This is a genomic window from Mongoliitalea daihaiensis, from assembly GCF_021596945.1.
GTDB classification, from domain to species: domain Bacteria; phylum Bacteroidota; class Bacteroidia; order Cytophagales; family Cyclobacteriaceae; genus Mongoliitalea; species Mongoliitalea daihaiensis.
Genome location: NZ_CP063779.1, coordinates 273,079 through 285,741, shown reverse-complemented (window position 1 = coordinate 285,741; position 12,663 = coordinate 273,079). Strand labels below are relative to the sequence as shown.

Here is a 12,663-nt window from a genome sequence, read left to right as displayed (position 1 = left end):
GTATTTTTACGCAAGTTTAAACAATTTCTTAACTCTTTGCTTGCAAATAGCCCCTGATGCATGAATCGGGGGCTTTTCATTTATCTTTCAATCTATGAATCAATCATTTCAATTTGAGAAGGATTTTGAGGTTTTATCATTTCAAATCGATCCACAAGGGAAATTGCGTTGGTCTTCCTTAGCAGATATGATGCAGGAAGTAGCTTGGAGGCATGCAGATAGTCGAGATTTTGGGCAGAATTTGTTTGATCAAGGGTATATGTGGGTCATGTCCCGCTTTGAAATCAAGGTTCAATCGCTCCCATCATGGGGAGAAAAAATCACCGTAAAGACCGCAGGAAGGGGGATTGACAAACTTTTTGCTTTGCGAGAGTTTCAGGTTTGCAATGAAGCAGGACAGGTGTTAGCAACTGCTATGTCGGCCTGGCTGCTGTTGGATATGGAGAGTAAACGCCCTCAGAGACCTGACAAAGTACTACCATCCGAATTATTTGCCGTAGTGAATGATTCTAGCCTAACGCCTGCGAAGGTGCTTACTCTGGCAGATATGACCAATGCAGGTGTCATTCAAGTGAGGTATTCGGATTTGGATATGAATAATCATGTCAACAATGTGAGCTACATCCGCTGGGTGGAAGACTTTATGCGGGAGCGAAATTGGACGATCCAAGATGTTTTGATCAATTACCTAGCAGAGATTTCCGCCGGTCAGCTTATCCATTTGACCTATCATCCAAAGGACGTGGAGGTAATTATCGAAGGGAGAGTAGAAGGGAAAGTAGTTTTTTCGGCCGTTGCTACCACGAGTGTGAACGGTGGCGAGTGAACAGTGAGAAGTGAACACGCCCCTCTGCCCTGAAATCAGCATTCTCCCAAGCCAATCAAAGAGATCTTTGTTATCTAACTTCCTTGCACCTTCATTTATCTGCGGCCGATCTGTCCAATCTGCTTTATCTGCGAGCCCCAAATTTTCTTCCATGTGACTTCGGTCACAACAAAATTTTCTTATATATTTTCATTTTTGTAGGTACATTTAGCAGTAGACCTATGAAAAAAAATATCTTTGAACCATTTCTAAAAATCCTATCCTTATTAGTGGGTCTTTTAGTTAGTGTAACACTATTAACCGCACTTTTAATCGGTATCGTTGTGTTTGTTTTTTCTGGTGGTTCACTTCCTGCCTTGCAATCCAATGAAACCACTGCCCCTATCGTAAAGGTAGTTGCGGAAGTGTATAGAGGGGTAGTACCAAAGGAAGGCATGTGGATGGCTCCCGACTGGTCAAAAGTTGACGAAGAATCCAATGCTTCTGATATAAAGTATGGAAAAGAATTGATTGCAAATACCGCAGAATATTTAGGGCCAAATGGAAAAGTCAAGAAACTTTCCAATGGAATGAATTGCCAAAACTGCCATCTGAATGCAGGGACAGCGCCTTTAGGGAATAATTATGCAGGAGTAGCGGCAAACTACCCTAAGGTCAGGGCTCGATCTGGAAAGTCTGAAGATATTCCAAAACGAATCAATGATTGTTTTGAGCGTTCGTTAAATGGACAAGCATTGGATCCTTCGAGCAAAGAGATGGTTGCTATGGTGGCCTACATGGAATGGCTAGGAAAGGATGTTCCGAAAGGAGAAAACCCGAAAGGGGTGGGTATTTATGAGGTTCCTTTTTTAGATCGAGCAGCGGATCCTATTCGGGGTAAAACGGTATATGCTCAGCAATGTCAATCCTGTCATATGGAAGATGGGCAAGGCATGATGAAGCCTGATAAAACCAGTTACATATATCCACCTCTCTGGGGAGAATACAGTTATAACGATGGGGCAGGTTTATTTAGAATGTCAAGATTTGCAGGATATGTCAAAACCAATATGCCTTTAGGGGCAACTTTTGAGCGCCCATTGTTGACAGATGAAGAAGCTTGGGATGTAGCAGCCTATGTGAATAGTATGGAAAGGCCTAAAAAGAACATCTCCCAAGATTGGCCAGACATTTCCAAAAAGCCAATAGATCATCCATTCGGTCCTTTTGCAGATGAATTTACCGAAGAGCAGCATAAATTCGGACCATTCAAACCAATCAAAGCCGCTAAGGAGGTGATTGCATCTAAATGAAGAAAATTAAATTAGTAGCTTTTTTTATCTTGGGGTTGGTGTTGCAAGTAACAGCTCAAAGAGAAAACGCAAAGCTTGATATTCCTATTGAAGGCATGGTAGGTTTGAGAAACTATTGGATGTCAACGAGTTATTGGGAGGATTTTAAGGGTGATTTTGCATTGGGGCAAAGTGCTTTTTTGCGAGTCAATACCAAATCATACAAAGGTTTTTCGGTAGCAGCACGCTATACAGTGTTTGCCAATCTTTGGAGTTCAAACCTATTAGATAGGGACCCTATCACGGGAAATTTTAATCGCTATGAAGTAGGGTTATTTGATGTAGTCAATCCTGAGAAAACATTTTTTGGAAAATTGGAGGAATTACAGATCCGCTACGATTCTGAGAAATTTCAAGCCATTGTTGGCAGGATGGATATCAATACGCCATTCATCAATCCACAGGACGGGAGGCTTTCTCCTACCTTTGTTGAAGGTATTCAGTTGCGCTATAGTCCCGATTCCAAAAACAGCTTTTATGCCTATGGGGTCACCCGTATCAGCCCCCGTTCTACTTCTGAGTGGTTTGATGTAGGACAGTCTGTCGGCTTGTATCCTGTAGGGCAATCAGAGTTTGGAAGACCCTCAGAATTTAGGGGAAATACAAGTAGTCGTTGGGTGTCTATAGTAGACTGGAGACATCAAGCTACACCGGATATGGCGATTGAGGTTAATAATACGTTGGTGGATAATATCTCCAACACACTTTTTTCTCAAGTCACTAAAGATTGGAAAAGAGCTGAGGGTAGAAATACGGTGGTTACAGGTTTGCAGTTCATTTTTCAAAATGGCATAGGAGAGGGTGGAAATCCGGACTCAATTAAGCGATTCAAAAACCCAGATGATATCAATATAGTCATCTCTGGACGATTGGGTATAAAAAACCCTCGCATGCAGTTTTATACGGCCTATACAAGAATCGATGGGCGAGGTAGGTTTCTCAGTCCTAGAGAATGGGGGAAAGATCCATTTTTCACATTCATTCCAAGAGAGCGAAATGAAGGATACAATCAAGTAAATGCCTTTACACTCTTTTATCAGCGAAACTTGCCCAAACAAGATTTGCAAATTTACAGTTTTGCAGGATTGCATTTTCTTCCCGATCCAAGTAATGCAGCGATCAATAAATTTGCATTTCCATCCTATGCACAATGGAATGTGGGAGCGCGCTATATTCCCAGTGACTGGGGGAAAGGGCTAAATTTTCACTTAATTCTCATGAGTAAGATTAATTTATTGGAAGGGGAGATGCGACCACAGTGGATTTATAATAAAGTCAATTTGGTTCATGTCAACTTTATCACCAACTATACGATCCAATGGAAATAAACAACCGCATTTCTCAAGATGAATTTGGGCAGCTACTCCAGCAGCATCCAGCTACTTTGATCTATTTTTTTCAAGATACCTGTGGTGTTTGTGCCATGCTATACCCCAAAGTAGAGGCTATGATACAAGAGCGCTTTCCTCAATTGGAGATTATCAGAATAGAAGCCGAAAAAAACCGTGAATTGGCAGGTCAACTTCGGATGCTGGCCATCCCAGGTATTATGTTGATGTTGGATGGAAAAGAGTATATGCGGAGCAATGGCTTGATAGGACTGGGAGAGTTGCAAGATAAGATCGGACGTTATTACAGCCTGATGTTCGATTCACAATAAAGGAATCTTAGAAATTTAATAATTAGACAAAATATATTTTTATTTTTTAGAATAGTAAAATTGGACAATGTATTCCCGAATGATTGGGTAATAGCAGTAATAAAATGGATTTTTATGACTTTTGTCAATATAACAGCTATTTTTTATCATGCTTATTTTAGAACATTTTTAATACCTTTGTTTGGTCAAAAAAAAATAATACAATATCTTACATTTACAATCATCGACCTATTCACTATGGATTTGCACACGCTATTTGGGATTACTCTGATCTCTATTACCCTTGTCAATGCATGTGTCCTTATCTTAAAAGGTCAAAAAAACCCAGTTAATCAACTATTTGGTTGGTCACTTTTATCATTGAGTTTGTTTATTGGTAGCTTTTTGTTTTTTATCGAAGGACAATTTTTGTTAAGGTTTCCTTACTTCTTCCGTGTGTGTGCGCCTACGCTTTTTTTGATTTCTCCTTTATTTTATATTTTCTTTAGAAACACTCTTTTTGGTCAGCAAAAAATGAGTTGGAAAGACCGAGTTCATCTTGTTCCTGCCATTCTAATTGCGATATCCTACATACCCGTCTATTCGATGAGTCAGATGGAGAAGTGGGAAATGACCAATGTTCTCTTAGCCAATCCAGAAAGTATCCACATGATGGGGGAGGGCTACATCCCTCTTTCCTTAATGCCTTTTCTTAAAATTTTCAGTTTTCTCTTTTATACCACACTGGTAGCATCGTTGATGTTTCGCTTTAAGGACCTATTCGGATTAAATTCCTCGTGGACATGGATAAAAACAGCCACCTATTTTTATTTGGGAGTTGCATTTATATTTATTCTTTTTTCATTCAATCAGATCGGGGATCTTTTAGAGGTTTGGGAAACTAAACTTATAACTACTTTTTCTTTCGTTGTAATCTATGTATTAATAACTGCATTGAATTTTTACATCATATATTATCCAGAGCGAATATTTAATCTACGGTTACGAAAAAAGGGATCTTCATTTCAGGCAATTTTGGAACCACAAAACTCCACACCTTTCCTATCAGATTTAATCAATAATAGGTCGGTAAAACAAAATACCAACGAATTGGCTAATCAAAACACCAAGTTTAATGAAATAGATAATCTGATCAAGAATGAGCAGCTGTTTTTAAATAAAAACTTAACAGTAGTAAAACTATCCAAATTAGTTGGTTTGTCGAGTAGAAAACTATCTGAACTTATTCACGAGCAAACTGGAAAAGGTTACAGTGATTTCATCAATGGTTACAGGGCTGAGTTTGCAAAAGAAAAGATTATGCAAGGGTATTTATTTGACTTTACCATAGAAGGGTTAGCCGAACAATCTGGTTTCAATTCTAGGATTACCTTTTACCATGCATTTAAAAAAACAGTTGGGATGTGCCCGAGTGAGTATCACAAAAATATCATGGAAGGTTTGATAATATCTGAAAACTAATTGGTAGCTGTTAATTTACTTTAAGTTGCACTGTGTATCACATTCTTAAATGTTAGTTGTTTTAATTTATAAGTTTAAGAGTTATTAGTTCTGTACAGCCATGACTTTATTTGATTTGGGATCCATCATCCTCTTATCTTTTGCTTTAGTAAACGCTTTTATTCTTGTTGTAAAGCCTGAAAATTCTCTATTGAAAAATAGATACCTTGGCTTGTCCTTAATGATATACAGTCTTTTCATTTTAGTATATTTTTTATGGTTTAAAGCTGGACTAATAGTTCGTATGCCCTACTTATTACGTACTGTCAATCCCTTGATGTTTTTTGCGATGCCTTTGTTCTATTTTTACGTGCGAAATACTGTACGTCAAATAAATGGAATTAAGCAATGGGATTGGCTGCATTTCATTCCAGGTTTGTTGCATTATTTGGAGCTTATTCCTTTTTATATGATTCCCTTAGATGAAAAAAGAATCATTGCTGAACAGCTGTTAAAAAATCCCAATTCACTCGATGAATTGGTAAGAGGTTTAGTTCCAGGTACCGTTGTAGATACCATTAGGATTTTACTTCAAATCGGATATTACATTGCTTCAATTAAGGTAATTGGTCAAGTGACGCCTGATTTTTTGACTAAACTAGATAAAGGAAAGCTTCGAAATTGGCTTTTTGTATCGGTAGTATTAATGGGCTTATTGGTCTTTGCACACGCGGGATCATTCCTCTTGGAGCTATTGAGCAATCGTGGGATTCGAGTTGGAGTTTTGGTGTATCAATTCCTCCTCTATGGTATGTTGTTTGCCATTGCGGCACTGAGTTTATACATCCAATACAACCCTGAGTTTGTATACGGTTATCAACGGTCATCTTCAAAAGGAGCTGGTTCCAGTATACCTTCACCGATCTCAGAAAGGAAGGCCGATAGCGGTTTTAAAGATGATACTATAGTTGATAAAATTCCTGCGGATGAATCTCTGACATATACAAACGAAAAAATAGATCAATTTTTACAACAAAAACATTATTTACGTCAGGAAATCAATGCTGGTGAATTTGCAGATCAGATCGGTGTTTCCAAAAGGCAATTATCAGCCTTTTTAAAGGATCACTACGGTAAAGGCTTCAAGGAATGGATAAATTATCTCCGCGTTCAGACGGCAGTCAGTAAAATTGACGATGGATATTTGGATAAATTTACCATAGAATCTTTATGTATGGAAGTAGGATTCAACTCAAGAATCACCTTTTTTACTGTATTTAAAAAGGAAATGGGGATAAGCCCCTCTGAGTATGCCAAACAAAAAATAGATTAAGTGAGGTGTCTTGTTTAAAATTTTGTAGTAAATCCTAAACTTGTTTCAAAAGCTGTTTTTGAAACATTAAGATTTTTTATCTCAACTTATTTCTTTCCAATTTGAGCCTGTAATTTAAAACAATGTGAGTATGGAAAAAGCATCTCAGCATGAAAGTAAGGTGTTGGAAAAGATCAATGAAGCTCTCAATAATGATGAGTTGATCACCGATCCGGAATTGAATCTGCACGGTTTTGCTAAAGCAATTGATTTCCCTGCAAGAACTGTTTCCAATATTATTAACAAGTATTGGAGAAAGGGTTTTCGTGCATTGATAGCTCCTTACAGAGTACGAAAGGCGATCTCATTAATGAAAAGTGGAAAGAAGAAAAAACTCCATCAAATCGGAAAAGAAGCTGGTTTTAACTCCAGAACCACATTTTTCACTTCTTTTAAGCAGGAGCTTGGGATTTGTCCAAGGGAGTTTATTAAAAATATTTCAACTAACTAGCGTTGGTTAATCCAGACTTTTAGGAAAACCCTTTCCCAGATTTTTTAAGCTTTTTTGATACGTGACCTGTGGAGACTTACTAATCGTATTCACAAGTTTTGCTACCATTTTCTCACGCTTTTGATAGCTATGCTATTCCTATAATTTATGCTTCAATTTCATAGATTTTTGGAACTTTCAATGCAGGAATTGACCGTTGTTTAACACTTTGAATGTTTCAAAAAGTGCATTTACAACTTTTGAAACACTTTTTGAACATTGTTTAACATACAGGAAATCCCACTAAAAATGTATTTTGACCCGGATTTAAGTGCTAAAATTGGAACATTTTGTCGATTATGTTTCAAAAGCAGTTTTTGAAACATAATCTGTTACCGAATGGTGGAAAAATAGTAGACTTTAGATTTCTGAAAGGGAGTACTATGCTTATCTCAGCCAATAGCAAGTGCTCTCAGGGTGCCAACCTAATGCAATAAACTATGAAGTCAGTCTTACAAAAAGTAGCAGTCTTAGTCCATTTATTTTTGTTCTCTTTTATTTTTCATGTGGGAGCACAGACCGCTGTTGCCCCAGCCTTAGGGAACGGAGATATTGGTACACCCTACCAGATAGCCACCTGGGAAAATCTTTATTGGGTCTCCCAGAATTCGGCTGAATGGGGGAAGCATTTTGTGCAGACAGCGGATATTGACTTTGCTGATGCAACACCAGCGATTACCACGTGGGATAGCAATCAGGGCTGGACACCGATAGGAAATATCACCACAAAATTCACAGGCTCTTATAACGGCGACGGGCATACCATCTCAAATCTTTATATCGATAGGACAAGTAGCTCCATAACTGGTTTTTTTGGAGAAACCGTCAGCGCAACGATTCAGAATTTGGGATTAATTAATGCTGATATTACAGGTGAAACTAATGTTGGAGCTTTGGTTGGTTTAACTGATGGCGGTACTTCCATCATTCGATCCTTCGCTAGTCAAGGAATTGTAAGGGGAGCAGGTAGTGCTGTTGGCGGCTTGGTGGGTCAATCATTCTCTCAAGGAGATAATATATCAAATTCTTATGCAATTGTGAATGTGGAAGGTGGCATAGGAGCTGAGTTAAGGTCTGCAGGTTTGGTTGGGGTAAATAGTGCAACTTTGACCAACAATTACTCCGCTGGAGAGGTAAGAGTGAATGTTGTAGACGGCATTTTTTATAGTAATGGATTGGCTAATCAGAATCAAGGTTCGTATTCTAACAATTATTTCGATACAGAAACTTCTCTTCATACCAATTCGAGTACTGGAAGAACGGGGCTTACAACTGCCCAAATGAGGCAGCAGGTTTCTTTTTCCGGTTGGGATTTTCAATGTGAATTGAGCAATGGTGCGGACGATATCTGGGGCATTGATGAAGGTATCAATTACCCAGTCTTGAGTCAGTTCGGTTTTATTCAGACATGCCCAGACAATGTACAGGTTGCCAATTCAAGCGGGGCTGATGGGTCTTATTTTTCGCTAGCAGAAGCATTTATTGCCATAGATGCTGCTGGAAGTCAAGCAGGGAGTAGCATTAATATCATTCTAAAAACAAATCAAAGTTTAAGTACTTCTTTACTCGTTCCTACAGGAGATTGGAGTTTAATAAGGATTTACCCGAACACGGCTGGGCTAAGTATCTCTGGTAATATAAATGGTCCTTTAGTGGACTTTAACGGTTCGGATAATATAATTATTGAAGGAAGGGTCAACGCTGCAGGAAGTGCCAAAGATTTATTAATCGAAAACGTAAGTACAGGGGGGAATGCTTCGGCGCTTCGTTTCAGTAATGGAGCCCAAAACAATACGGTGCAGTATGCAGTAATTCGTGGTAGTTCAGATGGAAGTGCAAGCGGTGTTATTCACTTTGCCGAGTCTACAAATGGTGCGAATAGTGGTAATGTCATTGCTAATAATAACATCACCAATGCCGGAGGTAATCGGCCTGTAAACGCCATTTATTCTTCCGGAGATGCAAGCCCCAACCATAATGTAAGTAACACCCTTGAAGCAAACTACATCTTCGACTTTACCCGGTCTGGTGGAGCTTCAAACGGTATCCATCTGGCAGCTAACACAACGGATTGGGTGATTGATGGGAATAGTCTATATGAGACAGCTTCGATTACATCTGCAAGTGCCGGTGATCGTGCGTTTATTCGAATTAATAATTCAGCTAACGGCAACAACTTCCAGATTTTAAATAATTTTATTGGGGGAAATTCAGCCAATGCAGAGGGTATTTTTGTCTTAAGCGGATCATCTACGATTTTGAACCCTGTTTTTTTAGGTTTAAGTAATAGTGGTGTTTCTTTATTTCAAGAAAATACGATTCGAGGATTTAGCTGGGAGAATTCCTTTAGCAGTGGTTCATTGATATCTACATTACTAACAATACCATCAGGTTCTCTCGAAATTTCAGATAATACTTTTGGTTCGATTCTGAGTAGTACTAATATTGCGTTAAATATTACGAATACAGCGAACAGGAATAGGGGGGCTTTTGAATTTAATGCTATCTCTGTTTCCAGTACTCATCCTGTCCAGGTTTTAAACAATACTATTGGAGGCATCAGTGTGGAATACAATTCTTCCATATCCCTCAGAGCCATCAGCAAAACAGGTACAGGCAATTTTACAGCTACCAACAACACCATTGGTTCATCTTCGGGTCCGATAGTTGCCAATGGTGATGTTGCACAGACTCTTACAGGTATTTTAAGTCAGGGAACAGGACTGAATACGATTTCGGGCAATACGGTTTCATATTTACAAAGAAACACCACCACAACTGGTCAGCAAGTTGACGGTATTAATCTTTCAGGAAGTGAAACGGCTATTATTGAAAAGAATTTTGTACACAGCCTAAGCTCAAACAGCAACTCAGTTTTAACGGGAATAAGTTTTACAGGTCAGGCGAATGTATTGAATAACATCGTTACCCTTACGAGTACCAGCCCCGCAGAATATGTAGGGATCAGTGATTTTAGTACAGCTACTAGAAATGTATTTTATAATACCATCTATTTGGATGGGGCTCCTTCTGCAGGACCAATAAATAACAGCGTGGCATTTTATAACGATTCCCAAATTGGAAACAAAACGTACCAAAATAACATCGTAGAAAACCGTAAATCAGGTAATGGCGACCACTTTTCTTTTTGGTTAGCAGGTTTAGATAATACTACGATTGATTATAATAATTATAGAGTTACAGGTTCAGGTGGAATTTTAGGACGAATTGGTGGTGATAATTATAGTGATTTTACAGCCTGGCAAACTGCCACAGGTCAAGATGCCAATAGTTTATCCATCGATCCACAGTTTGAAGTTGCCGGTGGAACTGATCCCGCTAATTATGAGACTGCAGCTAGTCTCCCGGGTATAGCAGTTGCTGGAATTACGACTGATTTCTTTGACAATACACGTAATTCAACTAGTCCACAAATGGGAGCAGTCGAAGTAAGTTCCTGTATTCTTGTAGGTGTTGCCCCTAGTATTGGCGATGGACTCACTTCAAGCACACCTTATCAAATTGCTACTTTTGAAAATCTTTTATGGATTACGGAAGACCCTTCACGTTGGGATAAGTTTTATGTACAAACTGCCAATATTGATGCAGCAGAAACGCAAAGTAATGATACCTGTTTCGGAGCAGAAGGCTGGAGCCCGATTGGGAATGCAGTAACAAAATTTACCGGAAGCTACAATGGAAGTGGATTTACTATTCGTAATTTATTTATTAATAGATCGAGTGGTGATCGGGTTGGCTTGTTCGGAGAAACCGACGGGGCGACTATTTCCAATCTAGGATTGATCAACCCCATAATTACTGGACAAAACAATGTAGGTGCTTTGATTGGGTTCATGGATGGAGGGTCAGTCGATCAGTGTTTTGTGAGTGGTGGTCAGGTAACTGGAAATAATGCCGATCCAAGTTTTGTTGGTGGGATGTTTGGTCAAGCTAACAATGCATCAATTTCTAATGTTTATACTATCGTTACCGTAACTAATACCAATAATTCTAGTTCAGCTGCTGGACTTGTAGGTCAATATACTGCTTCGATAATATCTAATGCGTATGTGTCTGGTGCAGTCAACCTTACCTCAAATACCAATCTTCTTAGAAACGCCATAGGTCTACAAACTGGAGGGACTTGTAACAATTGTTTTTATAATACTACGATCAATCCAGATGTCACAGCCGGACAAGGACAAGGCCGATCTACGAATCAGATGCTTGTTCGCTCAACCTTTACCGGATTTGATTTTGATGATGTATGGTCAATGCAAAGCGTTGTTCTCAATGGATTTGCATCTTTCCCATATTTTGCTTCCCAATCCTTTGGAGACCCTAGTGAATCTCCTGGTTCGGCTGTTGCAGGAGTATCAAATCGCACCCAGACACTCAACTTTACTTCTATACAGCTTGCTGTTGAGGACTCTAATCCAGGTGATGAAATTACGATGGGTACAGGAACCTATGTTGAAAATGTCACCACTGTTGCTGCAGGTGGAATTTCTCTTTCTACGGGTAACAGCCCTGGCTGTACGACTATAGATGGTGACTTTACACTAACTGTTGCTGATACATTTTTGGCAGAAATCGCAGGTGCTACGGTTTGTACAGAATACGATCGCTTAACCGTTACTGGAGATGTGATCTTGGACGGGGCAGACTTGCTGATTGATCTTTCTTATACACCATCTCCGGCTACAAGCTTTACCATTTTAGAATACACGGGAACCCTAACTGGTACATTCGCTCAGACGGGAACTTTCCAAGTGAGTTTTGACTCACAAGTGTACGATGTGACGATTGATTACGGTACTGGCAGCAATAGTGCGGTTACCGTGGAGATCAGTCCATGTACACCTCCTGCCATTGATCCTTTGAGTGGTGAACAGGCTATTTGTGTGGGAGCAACCACTAGTTTTACTACAGGAGCTACTCCGGGAGGAGTTTTTAATTCTAGTGATGAAGCAATTGCTACTGTCGATCCAGTTACGGGTTTGGTGACAGGTATAGCTGCTGGGACCGCCACCATTACTTATACACTTACAGAAAATGGCTGTTCAGCTTCTGTCACTCGAGAAGTGACTGTAAGTACAGCAGCGGTGGGTATTATCACCAGCGAGGCACAGATTGTTTGCGTTGGCTCAACCCCTCTGCCGCTTTCTATTCCTTCCGATACAGGAGCAAGCGTTCAATGGCAGATTTCCTCCAATAATGTCAACTTTGTAAATGTAACAGGAGAGATAAACCCAACTTTAAATCTCGGACCTGCCTCTGCGACACGATTCTACAGAGCGCGACTAACCATCGGGTCCTGTGTGACATTCAGTTCTACAGTTGAAATCGCAGTTACTGCTGCTCCGGTAGAATCTACCATCGCGGGTGATCAAGAAATTTGTGCAGGAAATATTCCTTCTCCACTATCCCTGACAGGTGCTACCACGGGTATTCAATGGGAGTCATCTACTGATAATAGTACATTCACTCCAATTGTGGGTGCTACGGGTATAAGCTTTGTTTTTGATACACCAGTATCCCAAA

Annotated in this window: 8 protein-coding genes (1 of these 8 only partly in view); all 8 read left to right on the top strand. The window is 39.6% G+C overall.

Annotated features, from left to right (window positions below; all coding sequences use genetic code 11):
* Positions 1-94: 94 nt before the first annotated feature.
* A complete protein-coding gene (locus tag IPZ59_RS00895) occupies positions 95-826 on the top strand; it encodes an acyl-[acyl-carrier-protein] thioesterase (RefSeq protein ID WP_236138010.1) in 732 nt (243 codons plus the stop codon).
* A 221-nt stretch (positions 827-1,047) separates the two neighbouring features.
* On the top strand, positions 1,048-2,118 hold the full coding sequence (locus IPZ59_RS00890; RefSeq protein ID WP_236138009.1) for a c-type cytochrome: 1,071 nt from the start codon (positions 1,048-1,050) through the stop codon (positions 2,116-2,118).
* On the top strand, positions 2,115-3,485 hold the full coding sequence (locus IPZ59_RS00885) for a hypothetical protein (RefSeq protein WP_236138008.1): 1,371 nt from the start codon (positions 2,115-2,117) through the stop codon (positions 3,483-3,485). The genes IPZ59_RS00890 and IPZ59_RS00885 overlap by 4 nt, the downstream gene beginning before the upstream one ends.
* On the top strand, positions 3,476-3,817 hold the full coding sequence (locus IPZ59_RS00880; RefSeq protein WP_236138007.1) for a thioredoxin family protein: 342 nt from the start codon (positions 3,476-3,478) through the stop codon (positions 3,815-3,817). Before IPZ59_RS00885 ends, IPZ59_RS00880 begins: the two co-directional genes overlap by 10 nt.
* A 513-nt stretch (positions 3,818-4,330) precedes the next feature.
* Positions 4,331-5,278 carry a helix-turn-helix domain-containing protein gene (locus IPZ59_RS00875; protein WP_236138006.1) on the top strand — a complete coding sequence of 316 codons (948 nt, stop codon included), beginning with the start codon at positions 4,331-4,333 and terminating at the stop codon, positions 5,276-5,278.
* Between the two features lie 283 nt (positions 5,279-5,561).
* A complete protein-coding gene (locus IPZ59_RS00870) occupies positions 5,562-6,590 on the top strand; it encodes a helix-turn-helix domain-containing protein (RefSeq protein ID WP_236138005.1) in 1,029 nt (342 codons plus the stop codon).
* A gap of 130 nt (positions 6,591-6,720) precedes the next feature.
* Entirely contained in the window at positions 6,721-7,080 is a 360-nt protein-coding gene (locus IPZ59_RS00865) for a helix-turn-helix domain-containing protein (protein WP_236138004.1), read from the top strand.
* Between the two features lie 479 nt (positions 7,081-7,559).
* Positions 7,560-12,663, top strand: the beginning of a protein-coding gene (locus IPZ59_RS00860) for a PKD-like domain-containing protein (protein ID WP_236138003.1). Its footprint extends 23,714 nt past the window's final position; the window shows 5,104 of its 28,818 coding nt (coding positions 1-5,104); the start codon lies at positions 7,560-7,562; the stop codon falls past the right edge of the window.

What these genes read in the sequence shown, in the direction of transcription:
- IPZ59_RS00895 (WP_236138010.1), top strand. Translation starts at nt 95, where the DNA reads ATGAATCAATCATTTCAATTTGAGAAGGATTTTGAGGTTTTATCATTT.
- IPZ59_RS00890 (WP_236138009.1), top strand. Translation starts at nt 1,048, where the DNA reads ATGAAAAAAAATATCTTTGAACCATTTCTAAAAATCCTATCCTTATTA.
- IPZ59_RS00885 (WP_236138008.1), top strand. Translation starts at nt 2,115, where the DNA reads ATGAAGAAAATTAAATTAGTAGCTTTTTTTATCTTGGGGTTGGTGTTG.
- IPZ59_RS00880 (WP_236138007.1), top strand. Translation starts at nt 3,476, where the DNA reads ATGGAAATAAACAACCGCATTTCTCAAGATGAATTTGGGCAGCTACTC.
- IPZ59_RS00875 (WP_236138006.1), top strand. Translation starts at nt 4,331, where the DNA reads ATGAGTTGGAAAGACCGAGTTCATCTTGTTCCTGCCATTCTAATTGCG.
- IPZ59_RS00870 (WP_236138005.1), top strand. Translation starts at nt 5,562, where the DNA reads ATGCCCTACTTATTACGTACTGTCAATCCCTTGATGTTTTTTGCGATG.
- IPZ59_RS00865 (WP_236138004.1), top strand. Translation starts at nt 6,721, where the DNA reads ATGGAAAAAGCATCTCAGCATGAAAGTAAGGTGTTGGAAAAGATCAAT.